At 67.3% G+C, this 17,756-nt stretch carries 14 protein-coding genes and 3 pseudogenes; 11 read left to right on the top strand and 6 right to left on the bottom strand.

Features of this window, described 5'->3' with window-relative positions; genetic code table 11:
• Positions 1 to 3: 3 nt before the first annotated feature.
• Genes B1L07_09300 through B1L07_09290 form a run of 3 tightly spaced genes read left to right on the top strand, consistent with a single transcriptional unit; the run spans position 4 to position 4,269 of the window.
• Positions 4 to 3,081, top strand: coding sequence for an acriflavin resistance protein (locus tag B1L07_09300; GenBank protein AUZ55249.1), 3,078 nt, complete (start codon positions 4 to 6; stop codon positions 3,079 to 3,081).
• 52 nt (positions 3,082 to 3,133) lie between these two features.
• Positions 3,134 to 3,847 (top strand): hypothetical protein, encoded by a 714-nt coding sequence (locus B1L07_09295; protein AUZ55248.1) that lies wholly within the window; start codon positions 3,134 to 3,136, stop codon positions 3,845 to 3,847.
• A gap of 11 nt (positions 3,848 to 3,858) precedes the next feature.
• Positions 3,859 to 4,269 carry a hypothetical protein gene (locus B1L07_09290; GenBank protein AUZ55247.1) on the top strand — a complete coding sequence of 137 codons (411 nt, stop codon included), beginning with the start codon at positions 3,859 to 3,861 and terminating at the stop codon, positions 4,267 to 4,269.
• A gap of 22 nt (positions 4,270 to 4,291) precedes the next feature.
• Here B1L07_09290 and B1L07_09285 read toward each other — a convergent pair whose 3' ends face one another.
• From B1L07_09285 to B1L07_09260, 6 genes are all read right to left on the bottom strand, one after another.
• Positions 4,292 to 5,521, bottom strand: a complete 1,230-nt coding sequence (locus B1L07_09285; protein AUZ55246.1) for a conjugal transfer protein TraB — start codon at positions 5,519 to 5,521, stop codon at positions 4,292 to 4,294.
• Positions 5,514 to 6,044 (bottom strand): phosphinothricin acetyltransferase, encoded by a 531-nt coding sequence (locus tag B1L07_09280; protein ID AUZ55245.1) that lies wholly within the window; start codon positions 6,042 to 6,044, stop codon positions 5,514 to 5,516. Before B1L07_09280 ends, B1L07_09285 begins: the two co-directional genes overlap by 8 nt.
• Positions 6,045 to 6,059: 15 nt before the next feature.
• Complete coding sequence (locus B1L07_09275) at positions 6,060 to 6,944, bottom strand: acyltransferase (protein ID AUZ55244.1); 885 nt, start codon at positions 6,942 to 6,944, stop codon at positions 6,060 to 6,062.
• Between the two features lie 127 nt (positions 6,945 to 7,071).
• Entirely contained in the window at positions 7,072 to 8,106 is a 1,035-nt protein-coding gene (locus B1L07_09270; protein AUZ55243.1) for an agmatine deiminase, read from the bottom strand.
• Between the two features lie 124 nt (positions 8,107 to 8,230).
• The gene (locus tag B1L07_09265) at positions 8,231 to 8,563 is read right to left on the bottom strand and encodes a hypothetical protein (protein AUZ55242.1); all 333 of its coding nucleotides are present in this window, start codon (positions 8,561 to 8,563) and stop codon (positions 8,231 to 8,233) included.
• A 234-nt stretch (positions 8,564 to 8,797) separates the two neighbouring features.
• Positions 8,798 to 8,923 carry a 50S ribosomal protein L36 gene (locus B1L07_09260; protein ID AUZ55241.1) on the bottom strand — a complete coding sequence of 42 codons (126 nt, stop codon included), beginning with the start codon at positions 8,921 to 8,923 and terminating at the stop codon, positions 8,798 to 8,800.
• 189 nt (positions 8,924 to 9,112) lie between these two features.
• Between B1L07_09260 and B1L07_09255 the strand changes: the two are divergent.
• From B1L07_09255 to B1L07_09220, 8 genes and pseudogenes are all read left to right on the top strand, one after another.
• Positions 9,113 to 9,789, top strand: a pseudogene (locus B1L07_09255) (cytidylate kinase).
• A gap of 193 nt (positions 9,790 to 9,982) precedes the next feature.
• The gene (locus B1L07_09250; protein ID AUZ55240.1) at positions 9,983 to 11,674 is read left to right on the top strand and encodes a 30S ribosomal protein S1; all 1,692 of its coding nucleotides are present in this window, start codon (positions 9,983 to 9,985) and stop codon (positions 11,672 to 11,674) included.
• Between the two features lie 89 nt (positions 11,675 to 11,763).
• Positions 11,764 to 12,069: an integration host factor subunit beta gene (locus tag B1L07_09245; GenBank protein ID AUZ55239.1), complete on the top strand. Its 306-nt coding sequence runs from the start codon at positions 11,764 to 11,766 to the stop codon at positions 12,067 to 12,069.
• A 152-nt stretch (positions 12,070 to 12,221) separates the two neighbouring features.
• Positions 12,222 to 12,512, top strand: a complete 291-nt coding sequence (locus B1L07_09240; GenBank protein ID AUZ55238.1) for a hypothetical protein — start codon at positions 12,222 to 12,224, stop codon at positions 12,510 to 12,512.
• Positions 12,513 to 12,518: 6 nt separating this feature from the next.
• Positions 12,519 to 13,696: pseudogene (locus B1L07_09235) on the top strand (lipopolysaccharide assembly protein LapB).
• Between the two features lie 3 nt (positions 13,697 to 13,699).
• Positions 13,700 to 14,685, top strand: a pseudogene (locus B1L07_09230) (lipopolysaccharide biosynthesis protein).
• Between the two features lie 2 nt (positions 14,686 to 14,687).
• Complete coding sequence (locus tag B1L07_09225) at positions 14,688 to 16,589, top strand: polysaccharide biosynthesis protein (GenBank protein AUZ55237.1); 1,902 nt, start codon at positions 14,688 to 14,690, stop codon at positions 16,587 to 16,589.
• Positions 16,589 to 17,467 carry a UTP--glucose-1-phosphate uridylyltransferase gene (locus B1L07_09220; GenBank protein ID AUZ55236.1) on the top strand — a complete coding sequence of 293 codons (879 nt, stop codon included), beginning with the start codon at positions 16,589 to 16,591 and terminating at the stop codon, positions 17,465 to 17,467. Before B1L07_09225 ends, B1L07_09220 begins: the two co-directional genes overlap by 1 nt.
• Positions 17,468 to 17,756 lie beyond the last annotated feature (289 nt).

Here is a 17,756-nt window from a genome sequence, read left to right as displayed (position 1 = left end):
CGGATGAACATCACCGAGCTGTCCATCCGCCGCCCCGTCACCACCATCATGCTGTTCGTGTCGATGGTGGCGATCGGCCTGATCGCCGCCTTCCGGCTGCCGCTGGAAGCCGAGCCGGAAGCCACTATTCCCTTCTTCTTCGTGTCGCTGCCATACCCGGGGTCGACGCCGGAGGAAGTGGAGCGCAACCTGCTGCGGCCGGTCGAGGAAGCCATCGCCACGATGCCCGGCATCAAGTCGATGAACGCCCGCGCCAATGCCGAGGGTGGGCAGATCCAGGTCGAATTCAGCGACTGGAACCGCGATATCGCCATGGCCGCGTCCGAAGCGCGCGAGCGCATCGACGCGGTGCGCGACCAGTTGCCGGACGATTTCCGCCGCTACTACGTGCAGCGCTGGAGTACCAGCGACCGCGAGGCGATGAGCCTGCGCCTGACCAGCGACGAGGACCTGACCGCGCGCGCGGACCTGATCGAACGCAGCATCAAGCAGCGCCTGGAACGCCTGCCCGGGGTGGCGCGGGTCGAGGTCGAGGGCGTGGCCAAGCAGGAAGTACTGGTGGCGCTGGACAAGGACCGGCTGAGCGCGCACGGGGTGGCGCTCAACGAGCTGGTGCAGAAGCTGCAGGCGGCCAACTTCTCGGTGTCGGCCGGGCAGATCACCGAGGCCGGCCGGCGCCTGCGCGTGCAGCCGCGCGGCGAGCTGCTGGAACTGCAGGCGCTGCGCAACCTGCCGGTCGACAAGCGTGGTACCCGGTTGTCGGACATCGCTGACGTCAGCCTGCAGCCGCAGCGCATGAACTACGTGCGGCAGATGGAGGGCAGGCCCAGTGTCGGCGTCGACGTATACAAGGAGCGCTCGGCCAACCTGGTGGACCTGTCGCGCGCGGTGCGCGCCGAGATCGAGCGGCTGCAGGAAGACCCGGCGATGCGTGGTGTCGGCATCGAGGTCACCGACGACCAGGGACAGGCGGTGACCAGTTCGCTGCTGGCGCTGGCCGAGGCCGGCGCGATCGGCCTGCTGCTGTCGGTGATCGTGCTGTACGCCTTCCTGCGCCATTGGCCGTCGACGCTGATGGTGTCGCTGGCCATCCCGATCTGCTTCATCATGACCCTGGGGTTCATGTACTTCGCCGGCATCACCCTGAACATCATTTCGATGATGGGCCTGCTGCTGGCGGTGGGCATGCTGGTGGACAACGCGGTGGTGGTGGTGGAGAGCATCTACCAGGAGCGCGAGAAGTACCCCGACCAGCCTTCGCTGGCCTCCATCATCGGTACCCGCCACGTGGCCATCGCGCTGTCGGCCGGTACCCTGTGTCACTGCGTGGTGTTCCTGCCGATGATGTTCGGCGAGAAGAACATCATCACCATCTACCTGTCGCAGCTGGCGGTGACGATCTCGGTCTCGCTGCTGGCCTCGTGGCTGGTGGCGGTGAGCCTGATCCCGATGCTGTCGGCGCGGATGAAGACCCCACCGGCGCTGAAGTCGCCGCTGATCAACCGGATGCAGGAACGTTATGCGCGTGCGCTGCGCTGGACGCTGCAGCACCGCGGCTGGGCGGTGGGCGGCATCCTCGCCATTTCCCTGGCCAGCGTGTATCCGATGACGCATACCAGTGGTGGCGGCGACGACGACAATCCGAGCGAGATCAACATCTTCTACCAGTGGCGTGGCGCCTACTCCAAGGAGGAGATGGGCCGCGAAGTGGCGCGGGTGGAGGCGTTCGTCAATGCGAACCGCAAGCAGTTCCACATCGACCGCGTGTTCAGCCGCTACAGCGAACAGGGCTGGGCACAGACCCGCCTGTTCCTGGATACCGAGGACCCGGCGCTGAGCGAAAAGATCAAGGAGGAGGTGCGCAAGGGGCTGCCGCAGTCGGCGCGCGCCAAGATCGGCATCGGCTGGCCGGGTGGCATGGGCAGCGACGGCCAGGGCATCCGCTTCAGCCTGGTGGGCGATTCGACCCAGACCCTGAAGGAGCTGGCCGATGACATCGTGCCGATACTGGCCCGCGATCCGAAGCTGCGCGACGTGCGCGTGGACACCGGCGACGCCAACACCGAACTGGCGGTGCGGGTGGATCGCGAACGTGCCGCCGCCTACGGCTTCAGCGCACAGCAGGTGGCGCAGTTCGTCGGCATGGCGCTGCGCGGTTCGTCGCTGCGCGACTTCCACCGCGACGACGTCGAGATCCCGGTCAACGTGCGCTTCGCCGGCTCGGAGAACTATGGCATCGAGGACCTGTCCTCGTTCATGGTGCGCACCGCCGGCGGTAAGGAGGTGCCGCTGCTGGCGATGGTGGACGTGAACGTCACCCCGGCGGCCAGTTCGATCCAGCGGCTGAACCGGCAGACCATGCTGCGGGTCGAGGCGGGGCTGGCCAAGGACGTGCCGATGGACCAGGCGCGCAAGGCGGTCGAGACCACGCTGGACGGCGTGCAGTTCCCGCCCGGCTATGGCTACACCTTCGCCGGCGCCGGCTTCAACATCAACTTCGACGGCATGCAGCAGATGGTGAACAGCATCTTCATCGCGCTGATCCTGATGGTGGTGATCATGGCCGCGGTGTTCGAATCCCTGCTGTTCCCGGCGGCGATCATGTCCTGCGTGCTGTTCTCGATCTTCGGCGTGTACTGGCTGTTCTGGATCACCGGCACCGAGATGAACATCATGGCGGTGATCGGCATCCTGGTGCTGATGGGCGTGGTGGTGAACAACGGCATCGTGATGATCGAGCACATCAACAACCTGCGCCGGCGCGGCATGGCGCGCACCGATGCGCTGGTGGAAGGCAGCCGCGAACGCCTGCGCCCGATCATGATGACCATGGGCACGGCGATCCTGGCGATGATTCCGATCGCGCTGAACACCAAGACCGCCGACGGCATGCCGCCGTACTACCCGATGGCACGCGCCATCGCCGGCGGGCTGGCGTTCTCGACCGTGGTCAGCCTGCTGTTCCTGCCGACCATCTACGCGATCCTCGACGACCTGCGCACCGGCACGGCGCGCCTGGTGCGGCGCGCGCGCGGGCTGTCGCCACTGCCGGAGGTGGGGCCGGCGCCGGTGCAGGAGTAACGCCATCGTGCTCCCGCCATGCCGGCGGGGGCCTTTTCCAGGGGAACCGCGGATGCCACATGTACTTCACCCGGGCGGCCGGCTTGCCGGTGTCCTGTACCTGATCGTCGTCGTCACCGGCATTTTCTGCCTGGCCTACGTACCGGCGCAGCTGGCCGGCGCCGACGCCGGTGCACTGCTGGACAACGTGGTCGCCAGGCAGGCGTTGTTCAAACAGGGCGTGGCGGCGTTCGTCGTCGAACAGGTGGCCTACCTGCTGCTGGCACTGGTGCTGTACCGCGCCTTCCAGGATGTCAGCCGCGGCGCGGCGACGCTGATGCTGGCGTTCGTGGCGATGGGCGTGCCACTGGCGCTGGCGGCGTTGTCGCACCGGCTGCAGGCGCTGGCGCTGCTGACCGATGCCGACAGCGCGCAGCTGCTGTCGCTGGAACAACGCCAGCAGCTTGCGCACGCGGCGTTGAAGGCGTACCGCGGCGGCATGCAGCTGGTGCGCGTGTTCTGGGGCCTGTGGCTGCTGCCGCTGGGCTGGCTGTTGCTGCGCTCGCGCCGCCTGCCGCGCCTGCTCGGCGCGCTGCTGGTGCTGGGCGGGCTGGGCTATGTACTGGATGTGCTGGCGGAACTGCTGGTGCCGGGCTACGCGGACTGGTGGATTTCCGCCCACCTGACCCTGCCGGCCTCCGTCGGCGAGATCGGTACCTGCCTGTGGCTGCTGCTGTTCGGCCTGCGCACGCGGGGCCGCGATGCCGTGCCATCCGCTGTCCATTGAGGAGACGTCCCATGCAAAGCCGTTCCCTGCTATCCGACCCGCCGCTGTCGCCGCGCATCAAGCTCTCGGCGCTGTGGGCCAGCCTGACCTTCTGCTATCTCTACGGTGATTACTTCGGCCTCTATCGGCCCGGCAAGCTGAAGTACATGCTCGACGGCGGCGGTCCGATGGGGCCGAGCAGCCAGGGCTCGCTGCTGTTCGTCGCGCTGCTGCTGGCGGTGCCCGGGCTCATGGTGTTCCTGTCGCTGGCGCTGCCGGCGCGCGTGGTGCGTTGGCTGGGTATCGGCCTGGCCCTGTTCTACGCCGCCTTCGTCGCGCTCACCATGCCGGGGGCATGGTGGTTCTACCTGGCCTACAGCAGTATCGAGATCGTGCTGTGCCTGTTGATCGTGGGCCTGTCCTGGCGCTGGCCGCGGACCTGAGGGCCGCGCCAGCGCCGGCGCATCACACCAGCTTGCCGTACACGGTGAAACCGGTCAGCCACAGGCCGAGCATGCTGCCGAGGTTGGTGAGCATGAAGGTCAGCACGATGCGGGTGACACGGTTGCGGTACCAGCCCTTGAGCGATTGCGCGTCGTCGCGCAGCCGCAGGAAATCGGCGTAGGCCGGCCGCCGCAGGCGCGTTTCCACCAGCGCCGCGAACGCGCCGGTGGGGATGCTCAGGCGGAATGGCTTGAACGGCGCCACCAGCACCGCGGTCAGGATGCTCAACGGGTGGCTGCCGGCCAGCAGCGCGCCAAGGCCGGCCAGGCCGCCGGTGTAGAGCGCCCAGGTCGCGAGCATGTCCGCGCCCATGCCCATGCCGCCCTTCCAGAAGCCGACGCCGATGCCGGCCAGGACCACGGCCAGGATGGTCAGCGTGATCCACGGGATGTTGCGCTTCTTCGGTACCGCCTCCAGCGCCTGGCGCAGTGGGCCGGGCGCTTCGGTGTCGGTTTCCAGGTAACGCGCGAGCCCGGCGAGGTGGCCGGCGCCGACCACCGCCAGTACGTTGCGCTGGCTGTCGCTGCGCTCTTCGCGCAGGCGTGTGGCCATGTAGCGGTCGCGCTCGCCGATGATGCTCTCGTACAGCGCCGGGCTTTCGCTGGCGAATTCGCCGAAGCTCGATTCGAGCATGTCGCCCTGCTTCAGCTTCTCGATCTCGTCCGCGCCCACGTCCTCGGACGAGAACAGGCCGGCGCCGAGCCCGGCGACGAGCTTGAGCTTGCCGATGAAGCCCAGGCGCTGCGAGGCGCGGCGGAAGGTCAGGCCGACATCGCGGTCGATCAGGTGCACCGGCAGGCCACGTTCCTGCGCCAGCGTCACCGCGCGCTTGAGCTCTGCGCCCGGTTCAATGCCCAGCTGTTCGGCGAGCCGGCGCTGGTAGGCGGCCAGGGCCAGGTTGGCGGCGAACAGCGCGACCCGGTTCTTGCGGATCACCTCGATCAGGTCCAGCTGCGCCAGCGCGTCCGGGTTGGTCAGGGCCTGCAGCCGCTGCGGATCGAGCTCGACCGCGACGGCGTCGTACTGGCCGCTGCCGATGGCCTGTTCCACCGCCTGCACGCTGGCGGCGGACACATGGGCGGTGCCCAGCAGGGTGTAGCGCACGCCATCGCGTTCGACGATGCGCAGCGGCTGGCCGGCGAGCAGTTCGCTGCCGTTTTCGGAGTGGGTGTCGGTCATTGCGTCATTCATTGGAGGGGGCGCTGCCGGCGCCATCGCCGAGCGCGCGCTGCATCTGCACCGTGTCCAGCCAGCGGCCGTGCTTGCGGCCCAGGCCGCGGAACACGCCCACGAGCTGGAACCCGAAACGCTCGTGCAGCCTGATGGAGGCGCTATTGGCGGGCTCGCCGATCACCGCGACCATCTGCCGGTAGCCACGCGCGGTGCAGGCGTCGATCAACGCCTGCAGCAGCGTGCTGCCCACGCCGCGGCCCTGGAAGCGGGCATCGACGTAGACCGAATTCTCCACCGTCCACTGGTAGGCGATGCGGCTGCGATAGGTGTTGGCGTAGGCGTAGCCGGCGACCTGGCCGTCGATCTCGGCGACCAGGTAGGGAAAGCCACGGGCGATGATGTCCTGCATGCGCCGCAGCATCTCGGCTTCGTCCGGCACCTCGTACTCGTAGGTGTTGACGAAGTCGGTCACCTCGACCGCGTAGATCGCGGTAATGGCGGCGATGTCGGCCGCACCGGCATCACGGATGTGCACGGCCATGCGCAGGGTTCCCGGTCAGTCGATGTAGCGCTTGAGCAGGTCGCCGTACGCATCGATGCGGCGGTCGCGCAGGAACGGCCAGATGCGGCGCACGTGCTCGCTGCGCTGCAGGTCCACCTCGCAGACCAGCACGGTCGGCTCGGTGCCGGCCTCGGCCAGGAACTCGCCCTGCGGGCCGAGCACGTGGCTGTTGCCCCAGAACTGGATGCCCGACGCGCCCAGCGGCGACGGCTCGTGGCCGACGCGGTTGCACGACAGCACCGGCACGCCGTTGGCCACGGCATGGCCACGGTGGCTAAGCACCCAGGCGTCGCGCTGGCGGTTCTTCTCGTCCTGCATGTCGTCCGGATCCCAGCCGATGGCGGTGGGGTAGAGCAGCAGCTCGGCGCCGGCCAGCGCCATCAGGCGCGCGGCTTCCGGATACCACTGGTCCCAGCACACCAGCACGCCCAGGCGGCCGACCGAGGTGTCGATCGGCTTGAAGCCGATGTCGCCCGGGGTGAAGTAGAACTTCTCGTAGAAGCCCGGGTCGTCGGGAATGTGCATCTTGCGGTACTTGCCCAGCAGGGTGCCGTCCTTCTCGAACACCACCGCGGTGTTGTGGTACAGGCCGGCGGCGCGGCGCTCGAACAGCGAGCCGACGATGACCACGCCATGCTGCCTGGCCAGTGCGCCCAGGCGCGCGGTGCTCGGGCCGGGGATCGGCTCGGCCAGGTCGAACTCGTCCACCGATTCGTGCTGGCAGAAATACGGGCCGTTGTGCAGTTCCTGCAGCAGCACCAGCTTGGCGCCCTGCGTCGCGGCTTCGGCGACGCGGGCCTCGATCACGGCCAGGTTGGCGGCGGCATCGCCGTGGTTGCGTTCCTGGATCAGGGCGACAGTCAGGGAATGTGTATTCATGCGGGCATTGTAAACCTGGGGGAGCAATGGCCCCTGCACAAGGGGCGCTTCGCGCCGGGCATGGGAAAGAGGAGGGCGCCGGGCCCCGTGCCTGCCAGGCAGGCACAGGGCAAGCGGGCGCCGGGCTTCAGCCCAGCAGGCCGGCGGGCAGCTGCATGGTGATGCAGTGCAGGCTGCCGTTCTGCCAGATCAGCGGCCGGCACGGCACCGGCACGATCTCGCGGTCCGGGAACGCGCGGGCGAGCACGTCGCGCGCCGTGTCGTCGGCAGGGTCGCCGTAGGCCGGCATCAGCACGGCGCCGTTGATGATCAGGAAGTTCGCGTAGGACGCGGCCAGGCGGCGCCCCTCGTCGATCACCGGTTGCGCCCACGGCAGCGGGAACAGGCGGTAGGGCCGGCCATCGCGGGTGCGCAGCGCGGCCAGTTCGGCCCCCATTGCCTTGAGTTCGGCATGGTGCGAGTCCTGCGGGTCGTCGCAGTCCTGGTAGACGATGCTGTCGGCCGAGGCGAAGCGGGCCAGGGTGTCGACATGGGCATCGGTGTCGTCGCCTTCCAGATAGCCGTGGTCCAGCCACAGCACGCGTTCCTGGTGCACCCACTGCGCCATGTCGGCGGCCAGCGATGCGCGGTCGCGCTCCGGGTGGCGTTCGTGCAGGCACTTCCAGGTGGTCAGCAGGGTGCCGTCGCCGTCGGTGTCGATGGCGCCGCCCTCCAGCGCGAAGGCGATGCTGCGCACCTGGGCGTTGTTGAACACGCCGGCGTCATGCAGCACCCCGACCAGCTGGTCGTCCAGGCTCGCCTCGAACTTGCCGCCCCAGCCGGTGAAACGGAAATCCAGCAGCTGGAAGCCGCCGTCGGCACGCCTGAGCGTGATCGGGCCGGAGTCGCGCAGCCAGGTGTCGTCGTACGCTGCGGTGATGAAGCGCACGCGCGCCATATCGATGCGGTTGGAACGCAGGCGCATCTCCGCGTAGGTCTCGATATCGTCGTCGGCCACGCAGATCAGCACCGGCTGGAAGCGGGTGATGGCGGCGACCAGCGCGATATAGGTCTCCTCGACCTCGGCCAGGCGTTCGGCCCAGTCGGTATCGGCATGCGGCCAGGCGATCAGGACGCCGGACTGGGCTTCCCATTCGGCGGGAAAACGAAGTGCATCGGTCATTGCGGGTAAGTGCTCGGATCATGCCCGGCGCGAAAGTCCGGTGCGTTGGCGCGCCTGCCGGTGCCGGGAGGCGCGGGGGAGGGCGCCGCCCGGGGCCGCCATTGCAGCCCCGGAGTGGCGGAGATCAGCGGACCGGCGGTTTGGGGCCGATCTCGTCGGGGCCTGCCTGGTTGGCGACCACGTCGATCACCCGCTGCTTCTCGAAGTAGACGGTGAAGGCCGGGTAGACCCAGCGGTTGATCGTGGGCCACTGGCGCTTCTGGCCGCCGCGCGGTTCCAGCCGTTCCTGCGGGGCGCCGAAGCGCGCCTGCACCTGGCCCATCGACTCGCCGCGCGCCGGCAGCGTGCCCGCCGGCTTTTCCTGGGCCCGCTCGATCAGCAGGGTGTCGGCCAGCGCCGTGGTGGGTGCCGCGATGATCGCGGCGCTCAGGGCCAGGGCCCGGATGGTCTGCTTCATGGTCGCTTCTCCCCGGAGGACAAGTGGCGATTACAGCAAAAAAACAGCGTCGATAAAGTGGCAGGCAGCCCTGTTCCGCGCTGCCGGGCGCGGCATGCGTGCGGCGGACACGGCGGGTGCAGGATACGCGGCCGGCCGTGAGCGGGGCACGAAGATGCAGAAAGCCGCCCGGGGCGGCTTTCTGCGAAGATCCGGAATCCTCGCGGATTCCGCTGGCGGCGAACGCCAGTCGGCTCAGCGCTGGCGAGCCTTGAAGCGCGGGTTCGACTTGCAGATCACGAAGATCTTGCCGCGACGGCGAACCACCTTGCAGTCACGGTGACGGGCCTTCGCCGACTTCAGGGAGGACAGGACTTTCATGGCATACCTCGGCGGATACGTTGGAGTTCTTCAGGGAGCGTAGCCGCGGATATGCAGGTTGACGCTCGTTCAAGCCCGCCATTCTACCGGGCAATTCCATGTGGGTTCAAGTGGTTGCGTGCAATCGGCGGCAGGCGGGCCGGGCGCGGCGCTAGAATGGGCGGATTCCCGTTCCAGCGCAGGCCGCAGATGAGTCCACTTCCCCCCGTTCTTACCATCGACGGCCCGTCCGGGGCCGGCAAGGGTACCGTCAGCCGCATCGTCGCGCACCGGCTGGGCTGGCACTACCTGGATTCGGGGCGCTGTACCGGGCGGTGGGGGTGGCCGCCAGCTGGGCCGACATCGATACCTCTGACGCCTCGGCGCTGGTGCGCTGCACGTTCGATACCCGGATCCGCTTCGTCGAGCGCGGCGAGAGCCTGCGGGTGCTGGTCAACGATACCGATGCCACCGACGAGCTGCGCCTGGAGACCACCGGGGCGCTGGCCTCGGCGATCGCCGCCATCCCGGAGGTGCGGGCGGCGCTGAAGGAGCGCCAGCGCGCATTCAGGATGCCGCCGGGGCTGGTCGCCGACGGCCGCGACATGGGGACGGTGATCTTCCCGGACGCCCCGTTCAAGGTATTCCTGACCGCCAGCGCCGAGGAGCGGGCGCACAGGCGGCATAAACAGTTGAAAGAAAAAGGGGTTTCGGTTAACTTTGATGACCTCCTGCGCGAGATCATGGCCCGCGACGCCCGTGATGCACAACGCGCAGTGGCGCCCCTGAGGCCGGCCGATGACGCCGTTCTCATCGACACCAGCGGTATCGGCATCGACGACGTCGTTGCCAGGGTGCTGGGCCTGCTTCCTTCGCCGGAAGCGTGACCCGCGGTTCCGTGAGAGCGGCCGGTGACGGCCGCCGTCGCGCAAATCGAAGTTGTACAAGGCTCCGTCGTGCAGGGTGCACGGCGGTTTTTCCACTCCACACACGGCCGCCGGCACGGGGTCGACCAACAGGCGGGCGGCACGCATTCCCCGAAGGGAGCGGCCTGCCCATGTGTTCAACTGAGTAAATCCAATGACCGAATCATTTGCAGAACTGTTTGAAGCCAGCCAGGCCAATCTGGCCAAGCTGAAGCCGGGCGCCATCGTCGTCGGCACCGTCGTCGACGTCCGCGGCGACGTGGTGGTGATCAACGCCGGTCTGAAGTCCGAAGGCATCGTGCCGATCGAACAGTTCCGTAACGACGCTGGCGAAATCGACGTGGGCGTGGGCGACCAGGTGAAGGTCGCGCTCGACTCGATCGAGAATGGCTTCGGCGAAACCGTCCTGTCGCGCGAGAAGGCCAAGCGCGCCATGGTGTGGGACGAGCTGGAAGAAGCGTTGGAGAAGAACGAGACCATCACCGGCCGCATCAGCGGCAAGGTCAAGGGTGGTTTCACCGTCGACATCAAGGATGTCCGCGCGTTCCTGCCGGGTTCGCTGGTCGATGTGCGCCCGGTGCGCGACCCGGCCTACCTGGAAGGCAAGGAGCTGGAGTTCAAGCTCATCAAGCTGGACCGCAAGCGTAACAACGTGGTCGTTTCCCGCCGCGCTGTCGTCGAGAGCGAGCACTCGGAAGAGCGCGAGCAGCTGATGGACAAGCTGCAGGAAGGCGCGATCCTGAAGGGTGTCGTCAAGAACCTGACCGACTACGGCGCGTTCGTGGACCTGGGCGGCATCGACGGCCTGCTGCACATCACCGACATGGCATGGAAGCGCGTGCGCCATCCGTCCGAAGTCGTGAACGTCGGCGACGAGCTGGACGTGCGCGTGCTGAAGTTCGACCGCGAGCGCAACCGCGTGTCGCTGGGCCTGAAGCAGCTGGGCGAGGATCCGTGGGACAACATCTCGCGTCGTTACCCGGCCAACAGCCGCGTGTTCGGCAAGGTCTCCAACGTCACCGATTACGGCGCGTTCGTCGAGATCGAGCCGGGCGTCGAGGGCCTGGTGCACGTGTCCGAGATGGACTGGACCAACAAGAACGTCAACCCGTCCAAGGTCGTGCAGGTCGGTGACGAAGTCGAAGTGATGGTGCTGGACGTCGACGAAGAGCGTCGCCGCATCTCGCTGGGCATGAAGCAGGTTGCCGCCAATCCGTGGGAAACCTTCGCCGCCACCCACAAGAAGGGTGACAAGGTGTCCGGCCAGATCAAGTCGATCACCGACTTCGGCATCTTCATCGGCCTGGACGGCGGCATCGACGGCCTGGTCCACCTGTCCGACATCAGCTGGAACACCACCGGCGAAGACGTCGTCCGCAACTTCAAGAAGGGCGATACCCTGGACGCCGTCGTCCTGGCCGTCGATCCGGAGCGCGAGCGCATCTCGCTGGGCGTGAAGCAGCTGGAGCAGGATCCGTTCGGCCAGTACATGGCGGCCAATCCGAAGGGCTCCAAGGTCGAAGGCGTGGTGAAGGAAGTCGACGCCAAGGGCGCCGTGATCGAGCTGGCCGACGGCATCGAAGGCTACGTCTCGGCCCGCGACATCAGCCACGACCGCGTCGACGACGCCTCGCAGCACCTGAAGGTGGGCGACAAGGTCGAAGCCAAGTTCGTGGGCATGGACCGCAAGGGCCGTACCATGCAGCTGTCGATCAAGGCCAAGGACGAAGCCGAGACCGCCGAAGCGCTGGCCGAGTACAACAAGTCCTCGACCGAAGCCGCTGCCGGCACCACCAGCCTGGGTGCGCTGCTGCGCGCGCAGCTGGGTGGCAACAAGTCCGAGTAATCGGCCTTGAGCTTGTCGTAGATGCAACCTGGGCGGCCCGGACGAAAATCCGGGCCGCTTCGGGGTTTTACCTTCGTGACGAGTCCGCAATGACCAAATCCGAGCTGATCGAAATCCTTGCGCGCCACCAGGCGCACTTGAAGGCCGATGATGTCGATCTGGCCGTGAAGTCGTTGCTGGAGATGATGGGCGGCGCGCTGGCTTCCGGCGACCGCATCGAGATCCGTGGCTTTGGCAGCTTTTCGCTGCATTACCGGCCGCCGCGCATGGGGCGCAACCCGAAGACCGGCGAATCGGTCGCCCTGCCGGGGAAGCATGTCCCGCACTTCAAGCCCGGCAAGGAGCTGCGCGAGCGCGTGAGCGACGTCGTGCCGCTGGAAAGCGACCCGGCCTGAGTTCCTGGTCGCCGCGATCCGCGGCGGCATCCCCCGGATCCATCGACAAGTGGCCCCGGCAACCGTTCGGGGTGGTTTTTTGATCCGCCTGCTGCGGATCGTCGCCACGGCCGTTAAGCTAGTGGCTCTGTGGACATGGAGCAGGCTGCCGAATGAAGGCTGTCCGTCTGTTGATTCTGCTGGCCGTGCTGGTCGGTGGCCTGGTGATAGGCTCGCTCAATTCGCAGCCCGTCGATATCCGGCTGGCGTTCTGGGCGCTCAGCACCACCTCCGGGATCGCGATCATCGTGTCGTTGCTGTTGGGCGCGCTGGTGGGCGGCGGGCTGGTGCTGGCAGGCGTGGCCATCCCGCTGTATGCCCGGCTCCGGCGTGCCAACAAGGCCGCAGCAGGCGCGGCCGGCGACGCGGCGCCGCAGGCGCCTTCCCCCTTCGACGGACGCTGATCGACGATGGCTTTCATCAGTGAGTGGTTCTGGTTCTTCCTGTTCCTGCCGATCGCCGCGCTGGGCGGCTGGGTCGTGGGCCGGCGTGGCGGCCAGCGCCACAGCGAGAACCAGGTCAGCCGCCTGTCGAGCACCTATTTCCGCGGCCTGAACTACCTGCTCAACGAGCAGCCGGACAAGGCGATCGAGCTGTTCCTGCACATTGCCGAGCTGGATCGGGAGACCTTCGAGACCCAGCTTGCGCTCGGCCACCTGTTCCGGCGCAGGGGGAGGTGGATCGCGCCATCCGCCTGCACCAGGGGCTGGCCAACCGCCAGGACCTGTCCGACCAGCAGCGGGTACAGGCCCTGCTCGCGCTGGGCGAGGACTACATGAAGTCGGGCCTGCTGGACCGTGCCGAGACCGTGTTCACCGACCTGGCGCGCATCGACCAGCGCGCACCGCAGGCGTTGAAGCACCTGATCGGCATCTACCAGGCCGAGCGCGACTGGGAAAAGGCGATCGAGAACGCGACCCGCTACGAACAGGTCACCGACGAGCCGATGGGCAAGCTGATCGGCCAGTTCGAGTGCGAGCTGGCAGAGCGCCATCGCGCCGCCGGGCGGCTGGACGAGGCGCGCGCGGCGATCGGGCGTGCCAATGCCGCCGATGCGATGAGCGTGCGGGCCGGGATCATCGAGGGTCGCCTGGAAAGCGACTTCGGCAACGATGAGGCGGCCGTGCGCGCGTTCGAACGTGCGGCGCGCAACGATCCAGATTACCTGCCCGAGATCCTGCCGCAGCTGCTCAAGAACTACCGCAACGTGGGTGATCTGGCCGGCGCGCGCGCGTTCCTGGCGGAAATGACCGAACACTACCGCGGCATCGCCCCGGTGCTGGCGCTGTCGCGGTTGATGGAGGAGCAGGAAGGCGCCGGCCCCGCGCGGGCCTACCTGGGCCGCCAGTTGAAGGACCGTCCCTCCGTGCGTGGCGAGTCGGCGCTCATCGACCTGACCCTGGCCGAGGGCGCGGACCCGGTGGCGACGCTGCAGGACCTGAAGCACATCACCGACCAGTTGCTGGTGCGCAACCCGGCCTATCGCTGCACCCGCTGCGGTTTCGGCGCGCGTACCCACCATTGGCAGTGCCCGAGCTGCAAGGAATGGGGGACGGTCAAGCCGCTGCTGAATTACGCGGTGCTCTGATCCATGCAGCCGGCATGGATGATACCGGGCCTGTTCCTGGTCTTCGTGGTTGCGGCGCTGCTGACGGCGCTGGCGCGTGGCTATGCGCGGCGCCTACAGTTGCTGGACCAGCCTGGGGAGCGCAGGAGCCATGCAGTCGCGACACCGCGTGGTGGCGGCATCGCCATCGTCGCCTCGCAACTGCTGGCCTGCCTGTGCATCGGCGTCCTGTCCCCGGCGGCCGCGCCGCCGCTCGCGGTGTTTTCCGCGGGACTGTTGCTGGTGGCGGGCATCGGCTGGTGGGACGATCACCGGCCACTGCCGGCGCTCCCGCGCCTGGCGGTGCATGCGCTGGCCGGCATGTTGCTGGGGGGCTGGTCTGGCACGGGACCGGTGACCTCCTGCTGGGCGGTTTCAGTGCGCTGCTGGCCATCGGGCTGGTCAACGTCTGGAACTTCATGGACGGCATCGATGGCCTGGCCGCCACGCAGGCGCTGCTGGCGGCGCTGGCCTACGCTCTGGTGCTGCCGGCGCCGGTCGCCGCGTTGGCGCTGGTCCTGGCGGCGGGCGTGGCGGGCTTTATCCCATTCAATTTTCCCCGGGCGCGGATCTTCATGGGCGATGTCGGCAGTGGCGCCCTGGGGTACCTGCTCGCCGCGCTGGTGGCCCTGGGGCTGGCCAGCCACAGCGCCCCGCCGGCGGTGCTGCTGATCCCGCTTGCCGCATTCCTGGTCGATGCCGGGTTCACCTTGGCGGGCCGCATCCTGAGGGGCGAGCGTTGGATGGAGGCGCACACCCAGCACCTTTACCAGCGCTGGGTGAAAGCCGGCCACAGTCACGTCACAGTCACACTGGGCTACGCATTGTTCGGGGCTGCCGGAGTCGTGCTGACCGTTGTTTCCGTGCGGCTGCCTTCGCCGTGGAGCCAGTTGGCGGCCACCGCGTGGGCGGCGGCGGCAGCGGGTCTCTGGTTCGTTCTGCGCAACAAGTCGATCAATAGGGAAGGATGACCATGGCGGTCTGGCGACGGCTGGCAGGAAATTTTCCACGCATCGCGGTGATGCTGCACGACCTGGTCATGGTCTGGGCGTGTTGGCAGCTGCTGCACGTGGCCCGCTATGCGATGCTGGCGGGCGCGCCGGCCATTCCCCTGTTCAGTTTCGATGTCGCCATCGTGATGCTGCTGCAGGCCATGGCGTTCCATTACGTGGGCCTGTACCGCGGGCTGTGGCGCTTTGCCAGCGTCACCGACCTGGTCAACATCTTCAAGGCCTGCTTCCTCGGCGTCGGTGCGATCGTCCTGGTATTCAGCTACCGGCGCCTGAACGGCATTCCGATGTCGGTGCTGGCGATCTATCCGTTCGCACTCGCGGCCATGCTGGGTGGGCCGCGTCTGCTGTACCGCGCGTGGAAGGATCATCAGTCGATCCAATCCGATGCGCGCGCGCGCCGGGTGCTGGTACTGGGCGCCGGTCACGCCGCCGAAGCCCTGGTCAAGGACCTGCGCCGATCGGGCGATTACGAGCCCGTGGGTCTGCTTGACGACTCTCCGCACCTGAAGGGCGCCAAGCTGCAGGGCATTCCGATCCTGGGAACCATCTCCGACGTGGCGTCGGTGGCTCGGGAAACGGCGGCGAAACTGCTGGTGATCGCCATTCCCACCCTGGATGCGGCCGGCATGCAGCGGATCGTGGCGCTGTGCGAGAGCACCGGGCTGCCGTTCCGGACCGTACCGAGGCTGAGCGATGTGCTGGAAGGAAACTCTCTGCCCGGGCAGTTGAAGGAGGTGGCGATCGAGGACCTGCTCGGCCGCAAGCCCATCCAGCCGGACTGGGCGCTGATCCGGGGGTGGTTGCGCGGGCGCACGGTGATGGTCACCGGCGCCGGCGGATCGATCGGTTCGGAGCTTTGCCGGCAATGCGCGCGTCATGGCGCGGGCAGGATCGTGCTGCTGGAAATCAGCGAGATCCTCATGCTGAACATCCAGAGCGAGTTGTGCCGCAACTTCCCGCACCTGGAGATCGAGTGCGTGCTGGGCGACTGTGGCGACCCCGCAGTCGCCCGCCATGCGCTTGGCCTGTATCGCCCGGACACCGTGTTCCATGCTGCGGCCTACAAGCAGGTCCCGTTGCTGGAAGGGCAGTTGCGCGAAGCCGTCCGCAACAACACGCTGGCGACGGAATGCATGGCGCGTGCCTGCCAGGAGCAGGGCGTGGACAATTTCGTGTTCATCTCCACCGACAAGGCGGTCGACCCGGCGAATGCGCTCGGCGCGACCAAGCGCTACGCCGAGATGATCTGCCAGAGCCTCAACGAGAAGAAGGGCACGCGCTTCGTCACCGTGCGTTTCGGCAACGTGCTGGGCTCGGTGGGCAGCGTGGTTCCACTGTTCCGCGAACAGATCCGCAAAGGCGGCCCGGTCACCGTGACCCATCCCGAGGTCAGCCGCTACTTCATGACGATTCCCGAAGCCTGCCTGCTGATCCTGCAGGCGGCGGCTTCGTCCTCGCGTGGCGCGATCTACATGCTGGACATGGGCGAACCGGTGCTGATCCGGGTGCTCGCCGAGCAGATGATCCGCCTTGCCGGACAGCAGCCGGGTGCCGATATCGCCATCGTCTACACCGGCTTGCGCGCGGGCGAGAAGCTGCACGAAAGCCTGTTCTATTCGGATGAGAACAGCCGCCCCACCGCCCATCCCAAGGTGCTGGAGGCGGGCGTGCGCGAGTTCTCCACCGAGCGCGTGCTGGGTAGCCTGCCGCGGCTGCGCGAGGCGGTAGCCGGCTATGATACCGAGGCCATGCAGGCCATCCTGTCTGCCGTCATCCCCGAGTATTCGCCCTTGCGCGAAACGGTGGAGCAAAGCACCAGGACCAATATTGTCCCGTTTCCCAAAGAGGCTGGTAGGAACTGATGTCCCGACGCATTCGCAAGGCGGTTTTCCCTGTCGCAGGTCTCGGCACGCGCTTCCTGCCCGCCACCAAGACCGTTCCCAAGGAGATGCTGCCGATCATCGATCGCCCGCTGATCCAGTACGCCGTCGATGAGGCGATCGAAGCTGGTTGCGACACGCTGGTGTTCATCACCAACCGCTACAAGCACGCGGTCGCGGACTATTTCGACAAGGCCTACGAACTGGAGCAGAAGCTCGAGCGCGCCGGCAAGCAGGAACAACTGGAGATGATCCGCCACGTGCTGCCCGAAGGCGTACGCGCGATCTTCGTGACCCAGGCCGAAGCCTTGGGCCTGGGGCATGCCGTGCTCTGCGCGAAGGCGGTGATCGGCGACGAGCCGTTCGCGGTGCTGCTGCCGGATGACCTGATCTGGAACCGGGGTGACGGCGCGCTGAAGCAGATGGCCGATCTGAACGAAGCCAGTGGCGCCAGCGTGATCGCGGTCGAAGACGTGCCGCATGACAAGACCGCCAGCTACGGCATCGTCGCGACCGAGGCCTTCGATGGCCGCAAGGGCCGTATTTCGCAGATCGTCGAGAAGCCGAAGCCGGAGGATGCGCCCAGCGACCTGGCGGTGGTCGGCCGCTACGTGCTGAGCCCGAAGATCTTCGAACTGCTGGAACAGACCCGGACAGGTGCCGGTGGCGAGATCCAGCTGACCGATGCGATCGCGGAGTTGCTGAAGACCGAAGAGGTCGATGCCTACCGTTTCGAGGGCACCCGCTTCGACTGCGGCACGCACTTGGGTCTGGTGGAGGCGACGATCCGCTTCGCGCTGGACAACCCGAAGCTGGCTGGCCCGGCGCGGGAGAAGCTGGCGGCGATGTTGGCCGAATAAGGTTTAGCCAGCGTTCCGTTCGCGCTTTGATTGATGCGTGGGGAGGGGGGGGCGGATGGCCCTCTCCAAAACACGCCAAAGCCCTTCCATGGTGCTCGATGGCGCCTTGCTCGTGTGCGCTGTCCTGCGTACACGGCAAGACCGGGGTTGGGCGTCCTGCCCAACCCGCCCGAGGCATGCCTCGGGCCCATGGCGCCAACGGTCTTGGAGAGGGCCTTCCGCCCCCTCTCGACAGTTTCCGTGCGGCGCGGACGGGAAGGGCGGAATCAAGGGCAAAGGCAAAAGCAAA

Origin of the sequence: Stenotrophomonas acidaminiphila, from assembly GCA_002951995.1 — a bacterium.
Classification (GTDB): domain Bacteria; phylum Pseudomonadota; class Gammaproteobacteria; order Xanthomonadales; family Xanthomonadaceae; genus Stenotrophomonas; species Stenotrophomonas acidaminiphila_A.
Note: the sequence above shows the minus strand (reverse complement) of the source record. Positions and strands in the feature narration are given on the sequence as shown.

What these genes read in the sequence shown, in the direction of transcription:
- B1L07_09300 (AUZ55249.1), top strand. Translation starts at nt 4, where the DNA reads ATGAACATCACCGAGCTGTCCATCCGCCGCCCCGTCACCACCATCATG.
- B1L07_09295 (AUZ55248.1), top strand. Translation starts at nt 3,134, where the DNA reads ATGCCACATGTACTTCACCCGGGCGGCCGGCTTGCCGGTGTCCTGTAC.
- B1L07_09290 (AUZ55247.1), top strand. Translation starts at nt 3,859, where the DNA reads ATGCAAAGCCGTTCCCTGCTATCCGACCCGCCGCTGTCGCCGCGCATC.
- B1L07_09285 (AUZ55246.1), bottom strand. Translation starts at nt 5,521, where the DNA reads ATGAATGACGCAATGACCGACACCCACTCCGAAAACGGCAGCGAACTG.
- B1L07_09280 (AUZ55245.1), bottom strand. Translation starts at nt 6,044, where the DNA reads ATGGCCGTGCACATCCGTGATGCCGGTGCGGCCGACATCGCCGCCATT.
- B1L07_09275 (AUZ55244.1), bottom strand. Translation starts at nt 6,944, where the DNA reads ATGAATACACATTCCCTGACTGTCGCCCTGATCCAGGAACGCAACCAC.
- B1L07_09270 (AUZ55243.1), bottom strand. Translation starts at nt 8,106, where the DNA reads ATGACCGATGCACTTCGTTTTCCCGCCGAATGGGAAGCCCAGTCCGGC.
- B1L07_09265 (AUZ55242.1), bottom strand. Translation starts at nt 8,563, where the DNA reads ATGAAGCAGACCATCCGGGCCCTGGCCCTGAGCGCCGCGATCATCGCG.
- B1L07_09260 (AUZ55241.1), bottom strand. Translation starts at nt 8,923, where the DNA reads ATGAAAGTCCTGTCCTCCCTGAAGTCGGCGAAGGCCCGTCACCGTGAC.
- B1L07_09250 (AUZ55240.1), top strand. Translation starts at nt 9,983, where the DNA reads ATGACCGAATCATTTGCAGAACTGTTTGAAGCCAGCCAGGCCAATCTG.
- B1L07_09245 (AUZ55239.1), top strand. Translation starts at nt 11,764, where the DNA reads ATGACCAAATCCGAGCTGATCGAAATCCTTGCGCGCCACCAGGCGCAC.
- B1L07_09240 (AUZ55238.1), top strand. Translation starts at nt 12,222, where the DNA reads ATGAAGGCTGTCCGTCTGTTGATTCTGCTGGCCGTGCTGGTCGGTGGC.
- B1L07_09225 (AUZ55237.1), top strand. Translation starts at nt 14,688, where the DNA reads ATGGCGGTCTGGCGACGGCTGGCAGGAAATTTTCCACGCATCGCGGTG.
- B1L07_09220 (AUZ55236.1), top strand. Translation starts at nt 16,589, where the DNA reads ATGTCCCGACGCATTCGCAAGGCGGTTTTCCCTGTCGCAGGTCTCGGC.